19 protein-coding genes are annotated in these 20,795 nt (G+C 33.1%); 12 read left to right on the forward strand and 7 right to left on the reverse strand.

Going from position 1 to position 20,795, the window contains the following annotated elements; all coding sequences use genetic code 11:
- Positions 1–367: 367 nt before the first annotated feature.
- On the reverse strand, positions 368–3,022 hold the full coding sequence (locus tag LXM54_RS09180) for a YhgE/Pip domain-containing protein (protein ID WP_233314914.1): 2,655 nt from the start codon (positions 3,020–3,022) through the stop codon (positions 368–370).
- Between the two features lie 333 nt (positions 3,023–3,355).
- On the opposite strand from LXM54_RS09180, the gene LXM54_RS09185 reads away from it, so the two are divergent.
- From LXM54_RS09185 to LXM54_RS09200, 4 genes are all read left to right on the forward strand, one after another.
- Positions 3,356–3,694: a hypothetical protein gene (locus tag LXM54_RS09185; RefSeq protein ID WP_233314915.1), complete on the forward strand. Its 339-nt coding sequence runs from the start codon at positions 3,356–3,358 to the stop codon at positions 3,692–3,694.
- 262 nt (positions 3,695–3,956) lie between these two features.
- Positions 3,957–4,724 (forward strand): SDR family NAD(P)-dependent oxidoreductase, encoded by a 768-nt coding sequence (locus LXM54_RS09190; protein WP_233314916.1) that lies wholly within the window; start codon positions 3,957–3,959, stop codon positions 4,722–4,724.
- A gap of 412 nt (positions 4,725–5,136) precedes the next feature.
- A complete protein-coding gene (locus tag LXM54_RS09195; RefSeq protein WP_233314917.1) occupies positions 5,137–5,598 on the forward strand; it encodes a YrhA family protein in 462 nt (153 codons plus the stop codon).
- Positions 5,599–6,373: 775 nt separating this feature from the next.
- Positions 6,374–7,357 (forward strand): NAD(P)-dependent alcohol dehydrogenase, encoded by a 984-nt coding sequence (locus LXM54_RS09200; RefSeq protein ID WP_233314918.1) that lies wholly within the window; start codon positions 6,374–6,376, stop codon positions 7,355–7,357.
- A 248-nt stretch (positions 7,358–7,605) separates the two neighbouring features.
- Here LXM54_RS09200 and LXM54_RS09205 read toward each other — a convergent pair whose 3' ends face one another.
- Positions 7,606–8,139, reverse strand: coding sequence for an MEDS domain-containing protein (locus LXM54_RS09205; RefSeq protein ID WP_233314919.1), 534 nt, complete (start codon positions 8,137–8,139; stop codon positions 7,606–7,608).
- A 437-nt stretch (positions 8,140–8,576) separates the two neighbouring features.
- On the opposite strand from LXM54_RS09205, the gene LXM54_RS09210 reads away from it, so the two are divergent.
- A complete protein-coding gene (locus tag LXM54_RS09210; RefSeq protein WP_233314920.1) occupies positions 8,577–9,980 on the forward strand; it encodes a M24 family metallopeptidase in 1,404 nt (467 codons plus the stop codon).
- A gap of 357 nt (positions 9,981–10,337) precedes the next feature.
- On the opposite strand, the gene LXM54_RS09215 is transcribed toward LXM54_RS09210, so the two are convergent.
- Positions 10,338–10,973, reverse strand: coding sequence for a pentapeptide repeat-containing protein (locus tag LXM54_RS09215; RefSeq protein WP_233314921.1), 636 nt, complete (start codon positions 10,971–10,973; stop codon positions 10,338–10,340).
- A gap of 925 nt (positions 10,974–11,898) precedes the next feature.
- On the opposite strand from LXM54_RS09215, the gene LXM54_RS09220 reads away from it, so the two are divergent.
- From LXM54_RS09220 to LXM54_RS09235, 4 genes are all read left to right on the forward strand, one after another.
- Positions 11,899–12,450 carry a DUF5412 family protein gene (locus tag LXM54_RS09220; RefSeq protein WP_233314922.1) on the forward strand — a complete coding sequence of 184 codons (552 nt, stop codon included), beginning with the start codon at positions 11,899–11,901 and terminating at the stop codon, positions 12,448–12,450.
- 393 nt (positions 12,451–12,843) lie between these two features.
- A complete protein-coding gene (locus LXM54_RS09225) occupies positions 12,844–13,827 on the forward strand; it encodes a metal-binding protein ZinT (RefSeq protein WP_233314923.1) in 984 nt (327 codons plus the stop codon).
- A 115-nt stretch (positions 13,828–13,942) separates the two neighbouring features.
- Positions 13,943–15,484 carry a metal ABC transporter solute-binding protein, Zn/Mn family gene (locus LXM54_RS09230; RefSeq protein ID WP_233314924.1) on the forward strand — a complete coding sequence of 514 codons (1,542 nt, stop codon included), beginning with the start codon at positions 13,943–13,945 and terminating at the stop codon, positions 15,482–15,484.
- A 417-nt stretch (positions 15,485–15,901) separates the two neighbouring features.
- A complete protein-coding gene (locus LXM54_RS09235; RefSeq protein ID WP_233314925.1) occupies positions 15,902–16,072 on the forward strand; it encodes a hypothetical protein in 171 nt (56 codons plus the stop codon).
- 55 nt (positions 16,073–16,127) lie between these two features.
- Here LXM54_RS09235 and LXM54_RS09240 read toward each other — a convergent pair whose 3' ends face one another.
- The 4 genes from LXM54_RS09240 to LXM54_RS09255 all read right to left on the reverse strand — a co-directional run bounded on the left by LXM54_RS09240 (position 16,128) and on the right by LXM54_RS09255 (position 18,399).
- Positions 16,128–16,283: a hypothetical protein gene (locus LXM54_RS09240; protein WP_233314926.1), complete on the reverse strand. Its 156-nt coding sequence runs from the start codon at positions 16,281–16,283 to the stop codon at positions 16,128–16,130.
- 75 nt (positions 16,284–16,358) lie between these two features.
- The gene (locus LXM54_RS09245) at positions 16,359–16,499 is read right to left on the reverse strand and encodes a hypothetical protein (RefSeq protein WP_233314927.1); all 141 of its coding nucleotides are present in this window, start codon (positions 16,497–16,499) and stop codon (positions 16,359–16,361) included.
- A 61-nt stretch (positions 16,500–16,560) separates the two neighbouring features.
- The gene (locus tag LXM54_RS09250) at positions 16,561–16,731 is read right to left on the reverse strand and encodes a hypothetical protein (protein ID WP_233314928.1); all 171 of its coding nucleotides are present in this window, start codon (positions 16,729–16,731) and stop codon (positions 16,561–16,563) included.
- A gap of 330 nt (positions 16,732–17,061) precedes the next feature.
- Positions 17,062–18,399, reverse strand: coding sequence for an aminotransferase-like domain-containing protein (locus LXM54_RS09255; RefSeq protein ID WP_233315620.1), 1,338 nt, complete (start codon positions 18,397–18,399; stop codon positions 17,062–17,064).
- A gap of 116 nt (positions 18,400–18,515) precedes the next feature.
- Here LXM54_RS09255 and LXM54_RS09260 point away from each other — a divergent pair, with 116 nt between their 5' ends.
- The 3 genes from LXM54_RS09260 (at position 18,516) to LXM54_RS09270 (ending at position 20,779) form a co-directional block, all read left to right on the forward strand.
- Positions 18,516–19,445 (forward strand): DMT family transporter, encoded by a 930-nt coding sequence (locus LXM54_RS09260; RefSeq protein WP_233314929.1) that lies wholly within the window; start codon positions 18,516–18,518, stop codon positions 19,443–19,445.
- A 197-nt stretch (positions 19,446–19,642) separates the two neighbouring features.
- On the forward strand, positions 19,643–20,161 hold the full coding sequence (locus LXM54_RS09265) for a general stress protein (RefSeq protein WP_233314930.1): 519 nt from the start codon (positions 19,643–19,645) through the stop codon (positions 20,159–20,161).
- Positions 20,162–20,221: 60 nt separating this feature from the next.
- Positions 20,222–20,779: a hypothetical protein gene (locus LXM54_RS09270; protein ID WP_233314931.1), complete on the forward strand. Its 558-nt coding sequence runs from the start codon at positions 20,222–20,224 to the stop codon at positions 20,777–20,779.
- Positions 20,780–20,795: the final 16 nt, after the last annotated feature.

Genomic DNA, 20,795 nt, shown 5'->3' on the forward strand with positions numbered 1-20,795 from the left:
GTTTTTATAATATTTAAATTCATTCTAAGAGTGATTAACGCTTTTCTTAAGTGTAAGCTCATTTATTTATTTGCGTGTAACTGTGTATTTAAGGAATTAGTGTATATAGAAACTAAAAAGAGTGAAATTATTTAATCATAATACTTAAAAAAGAGAGCTATACTTTTGGCTATTTCCCACACTTGTAATTTGCAGGAAAGTCAAAGATGGTAGGTATCCCGAACCAACTATACCATAAGGGGGCGCAAAACTGCGTATATTATCCTATATAAGCTGAAAAAACCTGCAGATGAAACACAAATTTAAAGTGTTTCGACTACAGGTTTAAAATACAGCCTTCATTCTTTTTCTAAACATCACTTTTCCATTAGTGAATAATTTCGCTTGATTTAGCTTTTTCTGCCGTTTTTTTCGTAGCATTAGCAAGTGGTTTTTTCAGGAAAACGGCAATTATTATTGCAACCACACCAAACAGGAGCAACATGCTTACAGTATGAAAAACTGTTTCATTTACCATTCCACCAACTGTTTCACGTAATAAGTTAATTGCATACGTAAATGGCAAGAAAGGATTTATGGCTTGGAAGAATGGTGGAGCAACTTGAATCGGGAATGTTCCACCTGCACCTGATAGTTGTAATACAAGGAAGATGATGGCGATTCCTTTTCCGATATTACCGAAAACCGAAACTAATGTATACACAATAGTCATGAAAACCATGCTGATAAGAATACTGGACAATACAAAAGCGGTTGGATTGGCTACATAGGCTTTTAAGATGAATATATCTCCTAATGTAACAATCAGACTTTGAAATAATCCAATCGTTAGAAAAGTTAAACCTCTACCAAAATAGATTTGATTAGAAGTATAAATTCCTTCTGGATCTCTGACATCCACACGCAGCAAGGAAATCAGTAATAATCCTCCAACCCATAAACTTAGTGTTGTGTAGAATGGTGAATTGGCAGACCCGTAGTTAGGTATTGGAAATAGAGAATGTTCATCTAAAACAACTGGGTTTGCCATAAAATCACTTTCTTCATTAATATCATTTTTTAACAGAGAGATAATTTCACCAAGATCATAATTATCTTCAAAATCCCGAATAGAATCTGCTGTATTAGTAAGGGTGTCCTTTAGGCCTGGTAATTCCTCTCGAACTAGATTTGCAACCTTATGAACAGAATCTTCCAATCCCGGCAAATCATTTCTAATGATGGACGCAACCTTAGAAAGTTGTTTTTCTGCTTCAGGAAGGTCATTACGCACAAAGTCCGCTGCTACATGCACTTTCTCTTCTAAGGATGGAAATGTGTCTGTATAGAAGTCTGCCGCTTTATCTATTCCTTCTAAAACATCATCAATATTATCTTGAATGATGCTAGAAACTTCTTTAACCTCTTTTTCAATTGCAGGTAGATTGTTTTGAAGTTTTGATAAATTTTCCTGTGCAAGAGTGAGTGAATCTTTTGTAGTAACTAAAATTTCTTTAAGTTTCGGTAAGTTCTCTTGAGCACTTTTTAAATCTTCCCCAGCATTTTGTGTCGCTTCTTTCAGTGCATCTAGGGCATTATTAATGCTAGGTGCTGTTTGCGTATCATAACGATTAAGCATTGTAGTGCTCAGATTAATAGCTTCTTGAGATAATGTTAACAACTCTGTTGCTTCTTTATTTTCTTGGATAGTACCAAGTAATTCTTTTTCTTTATTAAAATTTGTTTGCAAAGATTGCAAGTCCGTTATTTCTTGTTGTAGTGTTGACTGCCCATTTGTAGTAGCAGTGTTTAATGTCGTAAATAAAACAATGGAACGATTTAGGCTGTCTATACTTGTTTGTACTTGTGCCTTTAATAGGGACGCTTTTTCTGTTATTTCTTGATCAGATAGTGAACCACTTTTAACTAAAGTTGCATACTGATGTACAGCATCCGCTGTTTTTTGATATAAGAGCAGGTTTTGTTTATATACAGGTCCTATTGTATTAAAAGCTTCCTGATTTTCTTCCATAAAATCAGGAAGAACTTCTGCTATTTGTTGCCCATTAGTAATGCCTTGTTCTATTTCTTCTAAAGAGCCACTTGCAGTTGTAATAAATTCTTGCATCTTTTCGACATTAGTGACAGCTTTTGAAACAGTATCACTAATTTCGGAAAAATGAGTTTCTAATTCAGTTACTTTTCCTGCAACTTTTTCGATTTCAGGAGCTTTTTCCTGAAGCAGAAGAATACCTTCGCCTACTTTTTCAAGTTCTGGTAGTTTTTCTTCTAATAACAAAATATTTTCAGATGCTTCATTTAATTGTGGAATAGCTGATTCTAACGCTAAAAGTTTTTGCGCTTGTTCATCTATTTCAGGTATTTTTTCCTCTAGATTTAAAATCTTCTCAGATAAAGCATCCATTTGAGGAATATCACCCTCTAGTGTGAAGATTTTACTTTCGATATTACGAATAGTAGGTAGCTCTTCTTCTAATTTAATTCCCGCATCATTAAAGATAGTCAGAACAGATTCGCTGACTGTTTCCACGAAGCTTTCCTTTACAGACTGTACAATAGTGGAAGCACCGCTGGAAGTCATTTTTGGAGCAATGGCATTCAATTTCTCGTTGACCGTATATTCAATTTCAGGTTTTATTTGTTTATCCTCTAACACCGTACCTATTTTCTCAGAAAAGTCTTCCGGTATATAGAGACTTGCGTAATAAGTACCTTTTTTGACCCCTTCATCAGCTTCTTTTTTGCTGACAAATGTCCAGCCAAGCTTATCATTCGCTTTTAAGGTTGCAACAATCTCATCCCCAATATGAACTTCCTTATCACGAATAACAGCCCCTTCATCCTCATTGGTTATAGCAATCTTAATTCCGCTTGTGTTGGAATATGGATCCCAAGAAGCCTTCAAGTTAAACCAAGCATAGAGGGAAGGCAATATCATTAATGCAATGATTAAAAATAAAGCAACAGGAGCTTGGAAAATTCGTATCCAATCATTTTTGTAAATAGTAAATATGTTTCTCAATGACTTAATCACCCTTTGTTCATTATGCATGAATATTTATTATATGGATTACTCTACCATTTCATTCTTTGTTAAATTCTATATACTGTCAATCAATTTTTTGAAATAATAATAAAATAGGACCAGTACATATGTATTAGAAACCATATAATTAGACTGCATTTAGTGGTTTAATTCAAGAAATTTTATCTGTAATAAGAGGGGGGGGAAGACTTGTATTAAATAGAAAATGGTAGGAATATAGTTTAATATAAGATTATGTTAATAATGGGTATTTTTGCTATAATAATTTAGAAAGTATAAATTGGTGGCAAAAAACGAGGAGCTTTTAGCGTGATTGATTTGATTATTGGATTGTTAATAAACGGTTTAGCAATAGTAGCATTTTTAATTTTAAATAAATTTAATGCTAAAAAAGTAAAATTATCAATAGTAAGTTTTATATCAACTATAATTTTTGCTGTAGTTCCTAGTGTAGGTCATCGATTTGAAAAGAGCTTTGGAGATTATTATTTTGGTTTTCCTGCAGATATTCCAGTTTATCATGGTGGAATGCTGTTTTCAGTTATCTCGTTTGGGCTTTTATTTAACTTTTATTGGATGTTTAAACTTATAGTCAAATTAGGAGTTTTTATAAGACCTGTGAAAAAAGGAAATATTGGTGATATTTAAAAGGAGCTGCTGAGGCAGCTCCTTTTCTTATGTAACAATCCTAGTTTTTTATTTCTTGGATCTTTTAATATTCAAAGGTAAAAAAATCTTTATGTAGATTCAACACATTAACTCGAAAAAGAAAACACAAACATCAATAATTAACATTATGAATTTTGATAATGATAAATATCTGAGTTGAATTATTGGTTATTTAAAATAACCTATGTTATTATTAATTTGAGATATCGCAATTCAAAATATATAAAAAGGGGATTTAAACATGAATTTTAAAGACAAAGTTATTATTGTAACAGGAGCAGCAGGCGGTATAGGGAAAGAAGTAGTGAAAAAAGTAGCGAATGGTGGGGCAAAGGTAGTACTAGTTGATTTAAACAAAGAAGCAATTGAATCGGTACAAGCAGAGCTTCAATTAACGGAAAATAATAGTTTAGTTGTACAAACTGACGTATCGAATGAAGAGAATGTTAAAAATTATGTAGACCAAACAATTGCTAAATTTGGTCGAATTGATGGTTTTGTTAATAATGCAGGAGTTGAAGGACCAGCTAAACTAATTGAAGAAATAACAGAAAAAGAATTTGATTTTGTCTATGGTATTAATGTTAAAGGTGTGTTATTTGGTCTTAAACATGTTTTGCCTGTGATGAAACAACAGAATGCTGGCTCTATTGTTAATACATCATCTGTAGCTGGGTTTACTGGAGCACCAAGTATGGTATTATATAATTCATCCAAACATGCTGTAATGGGTATTAATAAAGTAGCAGCCCTAGAAGCAGCAACCTATAATGTCCGTGTGAATACTGTTAACCCAGGTGTCATTAATACTCAAATGATGCGTAATATTGAATCCAATGTTTCAGAAGATGCTGAAGCTGCAAAACATGCATATAATGATGCTGTTCCGATGAAACGATATGGTGAACCTGAAGAAGTGGCAAATGTAATTGCATTTTTACTATCAGATGAATCTTCTTACGTTACTTCATCTTCTTATACTATTGATGGTGGTTTATATAACGTTTAAAATAATAAATATTGAAAAAGCAAGCAAAAGGAGTAGATGTATTTCTACTCCTTATTTTGTATTACTTTCTTAAGTCACAAATATGGCAGCATTCCTGTAATATATGCAAGACCATTTCTTATGGAACAGTCGGACTGGATAGTGACAGAATGTTAGTTAGAAAACTACGTAACAGGCACTGTTATATAAAGGATTGGCAAGTACATCACAATTTACCTTTAGATGATGGAGGAAAAAATGATTTTGCTAACTTAGTACTGATAAATAATGATACTTTTCATAAATCGGTTACTAATGAACAAAACTCTTTGAATAAAGGCTTATCACCAAAACAAAGTATTACAATAAATTGACCTATGTATAAAGATGAGATACACCCGCCAAAACCTTTTGAAAGAAGGGAAGAGTAGATATGTTCCAATGGACGAAATTTTTGGACGATATTAGAAAAATAGAAGAAAAGTATGGTTCTTCACTTAGAAGTCCAGTAGCAGATGCTGAAATTATTAAAATGAATCATAAAATTAAGGATGAATTAGGCGATGTTGTATTACCTAGCTCGTATATTGAATTTCTAAAGAACATAAACGGATTAGATTTTAATGGTTTAGTAATATATGGTGTTGATGAAAACTTACTTGATAGAGAAGTAAAAGAAGACATCCATGGGTTTATTGAAACTAATGAGCTTTGGCATGAAAATGATTGGCAAAAACAGTATATATTTTTTGGTGATTCTGATACAGCATGGTATTGTTATGATCAAAAAGAAGGTTTATATGTTGAACTTGATAAGCCTTCAGGAACTTTAATGGAGTCATTTGAAAGTTTTGATACTATGTTAAGTAATGCTCTTGAAACCACTCTATTGTGATGAGAATTTTAGATTTATAAGGATAAACTTCCGCATCAACATATAGTACCAAACCCTATAATATTACAAATAGAAAGGAAAAAATCACTTGATTGCATTTTTTGCAACAAGTGATTTTTAATATAATTTTCGAATTAAACTCACCAGCTATCTGGAAAGAGCAAGAAGTAATTTTTCCATTGCAAGGGAAATCAATATTAAGTATCAAAAAAGTAAAAAGGAAGCAGGTGATGTGGGTTTGGTATTTGAAACAAAAGATTAGCGTGAAACTAACTATTATGCTAACTCGGTAGTTTAAGGAAGAAGGATACTAAAAGAAAATCGTAGGAGGTAAAGCCTTGTATATTTAACCACTCCAACAAAAAATACAAAATCAATTATAATCCTTCATGTATTGGCGAAAATGAGGGGAAAGTTAAGGTATGGCCTCGAGTACATTTCATAGCATGTGTAGTTTGAAAAAGTTCATATACATTGGTCATAACTAATACCTGTTACTGTGTTATTAGAACAGAAAAAGAAAAAACAAGTTCCCCCCCTGCCACTGTTCATCGTTTTATAAACAATTAACTGAAACAGCGCCATTTTATTAAGGTACTATAGTGGTAGCATTCGGGTATTAAATAAAGAAAATTTTTTCTTGTGTTAATGCAATAGATGTTGAAATCCCTTTTATTTCAACAAGACATATATTTTATACTTCATGTTCATAAACTCTCTAATGGCATATAAAGAATTGTTTTGTACGAATAAATTCTTAAAAGGAGATTTCTTCATGAAGGCGATAATATATGAAAAATATGGAACGACAGATGAGCTTGAACTCAATGAAATAGACATTCCGTATCCTCAGAATAATGAAGTACTGGTTAAAGTTCATGCTGTATCCGTAAATTCGTGGGACTGGGATCTATTAAGAGGTAAACCGTTTTTAACCCGTTTGGGGGGAATGATAAAACCGAAACACAGGATACTGGGAGCGGACATATCTGGCAGGGTCGAAGCGGTTGGCAGTCATGTAAAGCACCTTGTAGCAGGAGATGAAGTATTTGGGGACATATCTTGGTGTGGCTGGGGCGGTTTCGCAGAGTATGTGTGTGTACATGAAGATGCAATGTCCATAAAACCAGCTAGTATGACATTTGATCAAGCGGCCGCCATTCCGCAAGCAGCTGTGCTCGCCTTGCAAGGATTACGTATTGGCCGCCAGAATACAAAAAGGCAAACTGTTTTAATTAATGGTGCCGGTGGGGGAGTGGGCACGTTCGCCTTGCAGCTGGCAAAATTACATGGTGCTGAGGTAACCTGTGTGGATAGCACCCAAAAGCTTAATATGCTAAAGTCATTAGGGGCAAATTATGTCATTGATTATAAGAAAGAAGACTTTACCCAATTGGATAAGTCGTATGATTTAATTCTCGATGTTGTTGGTACGCGGTCCATATTTAATTGCAAGCGAGTATTAAATCCTAATGGTACATATGTTATGGTTGGAGGGTCGTTATCACTAATCATCCAATTATTATGTCTAGGGCCTTTGTTTGCAAAAACAGAAAATAAGACGCTGAAAGTTCTTGTACATAAACCAAATAAGAAGGATCAAGATGCTTTAACAAAACTTTATATGGAAGGTAATTTACTACCTGTAATTGATAGACGGTATAATCTAAATCAAGTGAAAGAAGCTATACGCTACCTTGGTGAAGGACATGCAAAGGGAAAGATAATTGTTAGTGTGGTAGATAATATTCAAACCTGAAAACGTTCATCCTATCAGATGAACGTTTTTTTATATAGGACTTTGTTAAGCTATTTTCTAAAGAGATAGATATAGAAATGGATATTGATGAAGATGAAGAAGAATAACCATAAGTGTTAGTAATCTCATTTCTGCAAAGTTGCTGCCTCACAGCAACTTTTTTTATGGGATTACTTTTGGCAGGATATTATAAGAAGGTAAAAAAACAGCTTCATTCCGAAAAAAGAGTGGGAAACTGTATAATTTTTCTAATTCCTTATAAGAAAGTTATGGTGACATTGAAGGTTTGTTTTAAGCTCCTCGCTCATTCTATCTGAATCATAGGCACAAACAGACAGAATTCCCTTTCTACTGACTATTATTTCAGCTTCCTTTTCAGACTCTGTTAATTTGTTATGTATATAACTAATATCTCCCCATTCTATATGGGCCCAGCTACGTACACGAAATTCTTGTTCATTATAACCCTTATAAAGTCTAGGAAGATAATCAAAAATAGAATTGCATGCAAAATCTCCGTTTGCAAAGTAGAAGTCATAATTATTGATGAATTTAACTTTGCTAATTTGACTTTCATTCAATAGCACAGCAAGTTTTTTTTCTATCAATGGAACAATCCGATCATTCTCAATGATTAAGGAATATTGGTTATGATCCAATCCAGAGATAACAAAATCAATAATATTATTTATATAAGCATTTATATCTTCGAAGAAATATAATACATGACCTTCTGTAAGGTCATTGAGTTGATTGATAACTTTGACATCCCGCTTCTCCAAATTTATAACCGCCTTTAATGGATTAAGTTGTTAAACAGAGGTAAAGTAACGGCCTGGTTATTACTTTCAACAGGACAAAGCCAATGATTATTCTGTTTATACTTACTTACTAAAATAACATTGGTATAAGGAATTTAATAGTAAAAGTACTTATAATGAGTAAATAGTTATAGGGACGATTTTTTATGAGGATTATATGGAAAATTTAGCGTAGAACTATCGATTATGAAAGGGTGATCCTTAAAAGAAGAGGCAATATTTGAGCTGCTAATATTTCTGTATTCATTATGATATGATAATGGTTAAGCAAGAAAATTTACTTTCTAAAATAAATTCAAGTTTTAAAATGGTGTATTAAAAATTAGCTGTTACATATCAATTTATCGACAAATGAATTTTCCGATAAATAACAATTAGAGAAGTGGAGTGAAGCTTTTATGAAGTTTGGCTATAAGTATGAAAATGTTACTTTAAAAGAGATAGAAAGACCGTTAAGTGATTTTAATAATAATACTGTTGTTCTTTCAGATGAAACGATGAATCAACGTAAAAATAGGCTTTTAAATAAAATGAAAGAACATAATATTGATACGGCGATTATATATGCTGACCGTGAACATGGTGCGAATTTTGAATATCTCACAGGTTTTATACCGAGATTTGAAGAAGCCTTGCTAGTTATAAGTCAAGATGGAGAAGCTTACTTATTATTAGGGAACGAAAATCTTAAGATGGCAAAATTTTCACGATTAAAGGCAGAAGCAATTCATGTTCCTCACTTCTCCCTTCCAAATCAACCGATGGAAAACAGCATGAATTTTGCAGATATTCTTAAAACTGCCAATATAAACGAGCAATCAACGATTGGGCTTGTAGGCTGGAAACTGTTTACTAGCAAGTATGATGATAATAAACAGTTATTTGATATTCCTTATTATATGGTGGATTCGTTAAAACAAATTGTTGGCGATGGTGACAATATTATTAACTGTGCAGAACTTTTTATTGGGCAAGAGGGAGTTCGAATAGTAAATAATGCTGATGAAATATCTTATTATGAATATGGTGCCAGTTTATCATCAGATTGTGTATTAAAAGCAATGGATGAAATAGAGCTGGGTAAAACAGATATGGAGCTTGCTAGTTATTTATCTGTTTATGGCCAACCGCATAATGTAACGAATATTTTTGCAACAGGAGAACGATTCACAAATGCTGTTCTTTATCCGCAAAATAAAAAAGTTCACCTAGGAGATAAGTTTTCCATTACTACAGGATATAAGGGTGGTCTAACAAGTAGAGCAGGTTATATTGTAGCTGATCAAGCAGAACTACCGGAAACTGTAGGAGACTATTTAGAGAAAGTGGCAAAACCCTATTATACAGCTGTTGTAGCTTGGTTAGAAAATATCAAAATTGGTTTAAGCGGGGAAGATATGTATAACTGCATTCAAAATGTCCTGCCTAAGGAACAATTTAATTGGTCATTAAACCCAGGCCATTTAGTAGCGGATGAGGAATGGATGAGCTCCCCAATATACCCAGAATCAACAGCGAAAATACGAAGTGGTATGCTGTTTCAAGTAGATATTATTCCGTCTGTTCAAGGCTATGGTGGTGCTAGTGCGGAAACAGGAATTGCGCTGGCAGACGAAGAGTTAAGAAAAGAAATACAGGAGAACTATCCGCAATTATGGGATCGGTTTGAAAAACGAAGAGAATATATAAAAAATGTACTAAATATAAATTTACATCCTGAAGTTTTGCCTTTATCAAACACGGTAGGCTATTATCGACCATTTGCTTTAGCTAAAGACAAAGCATTAATTTATAAAAATTAAGATGAATGATATATTCCTTTTGAGATGAGGAATAGCTTTTCATTACAGTTGCCAATGGCAACTGTTTTTTTTATCAGAATCATCTGTAACGCATTTATTCGGGGACTAAAACCAACTTTCGTATAATATGGTAGAGCAAAGCTAGTAAACAAAAACGATTAAGGTTGATCGGTAAATGGGGCCTTAGAAGGAAAACTTTTTATGGAGGTTTCCTTCTATGTTATATAAACATAATTACCCAGTAAAAGATATACTTCTTTTTTACCTGCTACTTTGTAAATCGCAAAAATTAGCGTTCACATTTCGAGACTTAGAGTAATAGTTTAATTATCCCTATCTATGCTAGAGTTAAAATCATTAATCTTTTATAACTAGTCCCATTAAGGCAGAAAATTGAATAGCTTGATGAGTAGAAACGGTACAACCATTTAAATTATCAATGGAGACGATAAGCGATTCAAAACTAGACGAACTAATGTCTATCCCTTTAAGAGGTGTTTGTTCAAAATTCGCACCATCAAGGTCACATAATTCAAACTCTACCTTTTTAAGTTTACATTCATAAAAATCACTATTCTTTAGAGCGGCTTCTTGAAATACTACTTTTTCTAGTTTCGAATGCCCAAATGCAGCCAAATTTAATATGCTATTATTAAATTTCACATTACCAAGACTAGACTCTGGAAACGTGGTTCCTAATAATTTGCAGTTAGTAAATTCAACTCTATGGATAGAGGATCCACTTAAATTAGCATTGGAGAAATCACAATTCTCAAACACAACATCCGTAATAGAGATATTACTAAAATCAGTGTTAGTGAACTTACAATTCTTTATTAAAGCCTTGTCTAGCCGAACCCTGTTTAAGGACTCATATGTAAAATCTGAGTTTGTTATTGTACACATTTCCAATATGGGATCTTCCTCATAATAAATATCACTAAAATTCTTCGCAGGTAATTCTAGTGAGATTTTAGGTGCTGCAATCTTCATAAAGCAACCTTCTTTCATTATATTAAATAGGTATTAACTAGCGAGAAGTATAGCATATCCAATAATACCTAGCTAATTATAATGTTAAATTTCTTGTTAGCTTATTTTGTAAAAGAAGCTATTAGCATCCTAGATGCTTATATATGTAGAAAGGAATGTAAATCTTCGCGTATAGAAAAGGGTTAATGGCTAAAGAACCACAAAAAGGCTATTTAGCTTAATCCAATTCACAGAAGATGGATATATTTTGAGAACCAGCTCATGTAGATGTATCTAACAAGTTCCATTGCGAGTAATTTCTGTAATATGAACTAATTTTATCGAAAAAGGATGTTTTTTAATCTCTACGAAACCGCTCTCATAAATGTATAAAATCTCATATTTTTCTGAACAATGTAGAACCTTTTCGCCTACTTTGTACATATGATCACTCCTTTTTTTCTTCATCATTACTAATAGAATTGCATACTTCTAAGAACTATTGCAAAAGTATTTTTATTTAGTAAATAGGATGAAAAGAGGAGAGTAAAAAATGGTAAAATATCCTATAAGTTTTAACACTTACATTTTGTAAAATTTGTAGAAAGAGCTTCGTAAAACATATACTATATTTAAGCAGAGTCCTCAGGCACTTTTTTACTTAAGTTATTGAAAATTGGTAACGTTTTTGAAGATGTACTGCCGTACTATACGGTACATCTTATTTATTGTAGGTAAATACCTATACCTTAATAATTAAAAATAATAAGATATATTGTCAGCCAGTAATTAAACTTTTTTCTTTGCTCCACTAATACAATTTTTGTCAACCTTCTTAGGTTGACCCTTTTACATAAATGTCAGTAAATTTAACGCTGCATTTTTATAAAATGTACAATGTATAATAAACAATATTAGCTATAAAGTAACAGGAGGATCTATATATTTGTTGAATATAATCGGTTTTTTACTATCCATATTGACAATACTCTTGCTAATTGTTTCTTTTATTTATTTAATAATCTACTTTTTGAATAAGAAACATTTTCCCAAAAAGCTACTACTTGTCACTTTGACAAGTTCACTTCTATTTATAGGAGTACTACTATATGGGATTTATTTTTTTTCGTTTGATAATATTAATAAAGATTATACCCAAAAAGGACCTGGACCGTTATCGTCACCCACAGAAAAGTATACAGCTAATGCTTTTTATGAACTATATGGAGGCGCTGCCGGGGGAGTTAATGTATGGATTGAAGTCACTAATAATGAGGAAAATAAAGTGAAAACTATATATTATAGTGATGCAAAATCTACTTTTTCTATGCATTGGAAGGATGAAGATACTTTGTATATTGTAAACAACGATCCTGAATATCCAAATTCAAATAGAAGCATTGAATTAGAAGTTGATAAAGAAATTTATCATGAAAATGGTTTGGCTTGTACTAGTTGGCTCATGAAAGACGAATTTGAGCAATGTTATCAAAATTGACTACACCTAATGAGTATAACGGGTTTTTTCTAATCAAACAGAAGCTAAAAAGCTTAGAAAAACCGACGACTGTAAGTTGTAGTTGAAAAAAGTTTTCATTCCGTACAAAGATGATTTTTTGGGTGTTTATTATATTAAGATATCGTTAGCTCTCTTTGGTTTAAAGGAGAGTTTTTTAATTAGAGCACATAAAAACCAAGTATAAGGTATTTAGATATCAATGAAATAGGACAGCGTGTTAAAATATTATATTTAAAAAACGTTATTGTTCTTGTCACTTTCTATTTTTTATTAAATAATTATTAGCAATGCTTGACAGAAGGCTAAGTAAGTGTTAGTTTATAAAACGTAATAATTACGATTTAATTTTACATAAAAATAGGAGGGGAAAAAATGAAAAAGTTATATCTTAGCTTATTTAGCATGTTATTAATTAGTGTACTTTTAGTAGCATGTTCAGGAACAAAAAGTGAGGAAGTAGATGGAGCAGGGGCGAAAGAATCAGAAGTACAGGAAGATGAAGTGAAAAATATAGATGATGCTCCAGAAGATATAAAAATTGAAGGAATTGGAGATCATTATCATACCGGTGATAAGATTGAGTTAACTGCAGTTTTAGATAAAGAAACAGAATCTGGACATTGGCACTGGTATAGTAGAGAAAATGCCAATGAAGAATGGAAAGTAGTTGAAGGGCAAGAGAGCGAAATCTTTACAGCTGAAGCAACGGTTAATGGATTAGAAGTAAAAGCTGCTCTGTTTGACAATGACAACAAACCAAGTGCCCAATCAGCACCAGCTAAAATTGTCATTGATGATCATCATGGAACTGACGAAGAAAGTAAAAAAATATATCAAGGATATTTTGAAGATAGTCAAGTAAAGAACCGTGAATTGTCTGACTGGGAAGGTGACTGGCAATCTGTTTATCCATATCTTTTATCTGGAGATTTAGACGAGGTATTGGAACATAAAGCAGAAAACGGAGATATGACAAAAGAAGAATATAAAGAATATTATACAGTAGGCTATAAAACGGATGTTGACCGCATCCTCATTAAAGACAATGTTGTAACTTTTTTTGAAGGTGACAAGGAGTATTCAGGAAAGTATGAGTCAGACGGATACGAAATTCTTACCTATGAAAAAGGGAATAGAGGAGTGCGTTTCATTTTTAAATTAGCAGACGGAACAGAGGACATGCCTAAATACATTCAATTTAGTGATCATGGTATCTTTCCAGCTGATTCCCATCATTTCCATCTATATTGGGGAGATGACAGTGAGACATTGCTAAAAGAAGTCACTCATTGGCCAACATATTATCCTTCTAATCTAGATGCAGCTGGTATAGTGCGTGATATGTTAGCTCATTAATAAATATCGAAATTATTAAGTTATTAATATACTAAGTTTGAATTAAATTCTAAAATCTAGCTTTTAAATCGTAATTATTACGCTTTATTTGGTTGTTTGGAGGTTTATAACGCAAATGAAAAAAAGTTGGTTAATTTTCATTTTGATGATGTCCACTTTTCTTTTTGGGTGTCAAAATGCAGAAGAAAGCAGTACGAATGATGAGAAGCTTTCTGTTGTAACATCATTTTACCCTATGTATGAATTTGCTCGTCAAGTTGCAGGAGAACGAGCGGATATAAGTTTAATGCTATCAAATGGAGAAGATCCCCATCACTATGAGCCAAGTGCAAAAGATGTCGCTCGTGTCAATGATGCAGACGTTTTTGTATATAGCAGTGAAGAAATGGAGTTTTGGGTAGGAAGCTTATTAAAGACGATTGAGAACGATAAATTAGTGATAGCAAGAACGGCAGATGGTGTTGAATCAGAGCACCATCATGAAGATGAACATGAAGTATCTGATGAAGATGCAGAAGGTATAAAAATTCAAGGTGTTGCAGATCATTATCACACTGGTGATAAGATTGAATTAACAGCAGAATTAGAGGATGATTCAGGTTATGAACATTGGCACTGGTACACAAGAGAAAGTGCTGATAAAGAATGGGTTACTGTCCCGAATCAAGGCGGACCTGAATTTAATTATGAAGCTGCAGGGAAGAGTTTTGAAGTTCGAGCAGTATTGTATGATGATGCTCACAATGAATTTGCCGAGTCCCAACCAGTAGAGATTGTTATTAATGATCATGGACAAGCTCATGGAGACGGTGAAGAAGCTGATCATCACGATAACCATGGAAGTGAAGAAAGTGCTGGACCAATAGAGATTATTGGCTTAGCAGATCACTATCATACAGGCGATGTCGTTACACTTGTTGCTGAGCTGCAAGAAGAAGCTGACTATGAGCATTGGCATTGGTATACTCGTGGAAGTGCTGATGAAGAATGGGAAGCAGTGTCAGGACAAGGAACTGATCATTTTGAGTACAAAACAACTGGTGAAAGCTTTGAAGTAAAAGCAGTACTTTTTGATGATTCTCATAATACATATGCAGAATCAGAGCCAGTATCTGTTTTAATTGATGACCATGAAAGCCTTGATCCACATATTTGGTTAGATCCATTATTGGCACAAGAGCAAGTAAATATTATTCGTGATGCACTCATTGAAGCAGATCCAGATGGAAAGGACGATTACGAAAAAAATGCAGCAGCTTTTAATAAGGAACTTCAAGCAGTACATGAAGAATACCAGGCTGCGTTCGAAAATGCAGAGAACCGTGTTTTTGTCGTACAACACCAAGCTTTTGGATACATTGCGGAGCGATATAATCTAAAGCAAATCGCAATTGGCGGTTTATCTACAGAAGTGGAACCGAGCGCATCACGTATTGCAGAAATTAGAGACTTAGTGAAAGAAAATGATGTACCAGTTATCTATTATCAACAAGGTGCTAACTCAGCAATTGCAGAAACAGTAGCAGCTGAAACAGGAACAAAGACAGCTAGTCTGTATGATTTAGAGGTTTTATCTAAAGAATTACAAGATAAGAAATTAGGCTACGTAGCAGCGATGCGTGAAAACTTGAAAGCTTTACAGTTAAGTATTAAATAATTATTCAAAAAAGGAATTGCTTTTTCATAAGCAATTCCTTTTTTATTCGCATAATCTGATGAATTAACAGGAATGCCTCTGACGGGATTCGAACCCGCACTCCTTTCGTAAGCATAGGCTAGGGGGAACACGCTTCCCTACGGACTTTCACCGGCTAGGAATTTCACCTGCCTCAGCTATTTTTGCTTTTCGGTGCTTCTGAAACCCTTGCCTTGCGACCCGGTACTAACAATGTTTTCCGGCGCTCTTCCCTTCTATAGCTACAGAGGCGAAAATAAATTATTATTTAAATGTATCATGATTATACCACATTAAAAAGGAATAATATGTAATAATTTTCTTGCTGTTTTTATATCCTTATTTTGATAAAATCGAGTAAAATAGCTCAACTTAAAAAGAATAATGGGAAGATATAAAATGAAAAGATATAAAGTGAAAAGATATAAAATGAAAAATAAAAGCAGAATAAGAGAATTTTTAAAAGAGAGCTTTTTCGAGGTAGTAGGTGAAGTGATTTGGAATATCTTAATGTTTATACCTAAAATGATAATCCGCTTAATAGGTCGCTTAATAGATAACATTTGGTGAAGTGGTTAATAAAAAAGCATTAATCAGAAAGAGTTAATGCTTTTTTGTGTTCATTTTACATGTAAATGGAATGCTCATTTAATCTTTTTACTTTAAATGAAAATACTGTAGTAATTAATGCTGCTAATACGGTTATTCCCCCAATCCAACCTAGATTATGAATAGAAGTATACTCAACAACCAAGCCTCCTAATCCTGCTCCTAACGTCATTCCAATATTCATTAGTGCTGTATTAAAACTTAGAACTATTTCAGATGATTCTGGTTTTAAAGTTATTAAATAATATTAATTAGCTGGAGTAGTTATCCAAGCAGATGTGCCCAATACCATAAGGACAATAATAATACCGATTGTTGAAGTTGAATTGGATGTAAATGTAATTAAGATAAATGAGTGAATGATTAAGCTAATGATAATTGTCCGCATCGGCCCCCGTTTATTAACAGCAAATCCTCCAACGCGAGAACCGATAAACGAAGAAACACACCTAGAATAAATAGAAGCTAATTCTTGCTGATGGGATATTTAATAAGTTGTTTAGTAATGGCGCAATATAGGCAATTACCATAGTTTTCCCAAGAATCCAAAATACGGTTGTTAATAGGCCAGTAAATACTTTCGTATCTTTAATAATAGAGAATTGCTGCTTGAAAGACATAGAATTGTTACCAGCTAAAGGAGGAATTAATTTAGATAATAGTAGCAGGCTTATCAGTGTAATAAAAAGATATACCGCCAATTAAAAAAGTTGGCAATTAATGTTCCAATCGGCACCCCTAATACTAATGAAACCGTAAATCCAGTAATAACAGATACAATCGCACTACCTTGTTTTTCTGGTAGACTAATTTTTGCAGCATATTAAAGGATAGCTATAGTGTTACATTGAACTTTTTCAATGAGTTTATTTTTGAAGAGTTAAAAGGGAGAGGGATATTATAAGACAAATCACACTCAATCCCTTTTTGCTTGCGAAGCAAGGCATTCATTAAAAATAGTTTTGAGGATTTTTTAATGCTCTTGCTATTTTGAGAATTCCCTCTTGAATTCGATTGTCTTCTACATTGGAAACATTCAGCTTCAAAATCCGTTCTTGGTAAAAGCCATCTAAATAATTTCTTTTAACTGAATCTAGTTGTATGCCTTGGTTTTGCAACTGGTAAACTAATGATTTTAAATTCATACGCTTGTCTAAATGAATATGATTATGCATAACAATTTCTGATGATGATTCGTAAGCAGGTAAATAATCTTGTATAGACTGATGCAGAATTTTAGCACGTGTATGATAGATGGTACTGACTTTCGTTTTATTGTGTTCATAAATTCCATTTTTTAAATAGAGATATAATGCGGCTTGTGAAATCATAGAGCTGTCGATATCTGTTGTCATTTTGTATTTTTGAAAGATATTAAGGATAGAGGGAGGTAGAACTGCCAATCCAACTCTTAATCCTGGAAACATAATTTTAGAAAAACTTTTTAAATAGATCACTTTATCATGTAAATCATCTGCAAAAAGAGGGTCATTCTTCGGGTTGAAATCAAAATCTGCTAAATAATCATCTTCTAAAATAAAAACATTATATTTCTCTGCTAATTGTAATATAGCTGCTTTTTCTTTTTTACTGTATGACGAGCCTAAAGGATTATGGAAGCGTGGCATCGTATAAAAGAATTTAATTTCTTTTTTATGAAATAATTGTTCAAGTCGTACTAAATCAATTCCTTTTGCGGTGCGTTGAATTCCTATGACCGGTAGTTGTAACGTTTTTAGTAAATCCATGTATAAATGGTAGCTAGGTTGCTCTACTAGTATAGTGGAACGATTATTTGGAAAAGGCATCAAACTTAATATAGAAAGAGCCTGCTGAATACCAGAAGTGATGAAAATTTGCTCTTCATGCGTAAAAACTTGGTATGATTCTAACAGTTTTTTTGATGCTGCTATAAGCGGAGGCCAACCGTTGGGTGTTCCGTAGCGAAATAATTCTTCTTGATACGTATCAATAGCTTTATTTATACAGTGTTGAAATTCCTTGTAAGGAAAAGCATGCCAAGTAGGAGCAGAGCTTGCAAAGTCTATTATGTCCGTGGCCGATGGGGTTTTGAAGACATGATTATCTACAACATAATATCCACTTTTCGGTAGTGCATAAATAATATGTTGTGCCTCCAATTTTTTTAAAGCGGTCAAGACCGTGCTTTTACTACAAGAATATTGTTGTGTTAAATCTCGAATGGATGGTAATTTTGCACCGGTTGAAAATTTATTAGACTGAATTTGCATAAGAAGAGATTGATAGATTGATTCATATTTAAGCATCATAAGCCTCCATTGCATCTGTATCGGTACAGATCGGTATTTTTTATATCGTAAAGGTTAGCGTAATCTCTTACGATAATGGTACCGGCCGGATCATCATAAAGGGGGTAATGAAGATGAATGAAAAAAGAAATGCATATATCGCTGCAATCATCTATGCATTCATTATCGGTTTGTCATTTATGTTTGTTAAAGTGACATTATCTGTTGCAACACCGTTAGATACACTTGCACATCGGTTTACTATTGCATGGATTGCTGCCACTGTGTTGTTGTTAAAAAAAGGATTAGATAAAGTCAATGTAACAAGAAAAGATGTACTGCGAATTGCCTTGTTAGCCATCTTATATCCGACACTCTTTTTTAGCTTTCAAGTATTTGGGCTAGTGCATACTTCCTCTTCAGAAGCTGGTATTATTCAAGCAACAATACCAATTTTTACGTTAATTCTTGCAAGTATCATCTTAAAGGAAACAACTACCAGTAGTCAAAAAATAGCAGTTAGTTTATCAGTATTTGGTGTCATATCTATTATGTACATGAACGGGGCAGGAGGTACAAAGGCAAGTCTTGTTGGAACGGGGTTAATCTTGCTTTCAGCACTTACCTCCTCCTTATACAACGTATTTGCTAGACAATTAACACAGCGATATTCATTATTCACGATCACATATATAATGACCTTGTTTGGATTAATCGCTTTTAATGGAGTCGCACTGACAACTCATGTTATAAATGGTACACTCCGTCAATATATGCAACCTTTTGGACATTGGGATTTTGTTCTTGCGATTTTGTATTTAGGTATCTTATCGTCTTTAGGAACCTCCTATCTATCTAACTATGCATTATCTAAAATAGATGCATCAAAAATGAGTGTTTTCAGTAACTTTGCTACACTCATTACTATTGTAGCAGGAGTTATTTTTTTAAAAGAGGAGTTTCATTTATATCACATAGCAGGTTCCATTATGATCATTCTTGGTGTTGTTGGTACAAATTATTTGGGTACAAGTAGAAATTTAAGTAAAAAAACTTCTCGCTAATTGTATGCCTACAATGAGATATATAAATTAGAAACAAATGACGAAAGTTCTGTAGTAGCTAAAAGGGCTAAAAGGAGGAAACTGAAACCTTTTAGCTCTTTTTCCGTAGTATTGAATAAATAAGTCAGTGGAAAGGGAGGCGTTACTAAGAAAATATCAACAATTACGATTGGTAAAAAATTTTATAGGGAGATATTATGAAGAAAACTTTAGAAAAAAGATTGAAATATTTATTTTCTGGGGAATTAACTTCCCTTATAGTTTTCCTTTTTTTAAGTTACCTATTAAATTACGTATATCCTAATTTACACTTATATTCGTTAGGGTCATTTTGGATTTCATTTTTCCTGCTAGAGTTTTTATTATTACAGGGAACAATATATTGGCATCTTAAACTAAAGCAATTAAAAAAACAATATACTCCTAATACAACTATTAATAGTATCCAAAAGTTTAAGTTTTTAAAGAAGCTTAATGGTTTTCTAATTTTTGCTCCTTTTATAGCGTTCGTAACTGATTTGTATTTGTGGAAATCGAACTTACCTGTTGGGGGGGTAAGTATTGCGCTGTTCATATATCTCTTTGCAGTCTTAGAGTATATTAACTATTATTATATTCAACTTTCCTATGATAACATCTCGGATATAAATTATTTATGGAGGACTAAAAAGTTGAAGAGGGCGTGTTTAGATAAAGACTTTAAACGGTTTTATTAACGAGAGAAACCTGCCTGTTCATTTATTGTTTTTCAAATCTACACCAAGGGGAGATAACCTATGGAAATAGAAATTATCCAGAGTATTGAAAAGGAACAAGATTGGGTAATCGTGGATGGGGAATTTGAGCAATTTCATATATCAGGAGATAATATTGACTATGTGGAAGATACGATAAATCTGATGCAGAAGGCAGCAATTACCTGCTTTAAGTATCCTTTTTATATTCACTTTGAAGGGTATGATGATGGAATAACATCGGTATTAGCAAAGAGAGATAAATTAGAAATATATTATCAAAATACAGGAAGAAAAGTGCATACAATGTCCAATGGTAAATCCTACCATGCGGAGATACCAGCATACTCTGTGACCATTCCGAACTATGAAGCATTACAAACAGCATTTTCAGAATGGTTTCAATTGGCTCAAGATAATAATATGTGGATGATAACACAAGGCTCATGTGTTCATTATAAAAGTAAGTTTGCTTCTACAAATATAAGCCAAGAACCTATCATTTTAATCCCTGGACACGATGCACAAGAGTTGATTTTTATTACAAACCAGCCTTCTTATCAAAAAGAAGACAGCTTGCGTGTAATCTTTGAAGAATAATTGCCAAAATAACAGT

Origin of the sequence: Bacillus sp. Au-Bac7 (genome assembly GCF_021341655.1) — a bacterium.
Classification (GTDB): Bacteria; Bacillota; Bacilli; order Bacillales; family Cytobacillaceae; genus Niallia.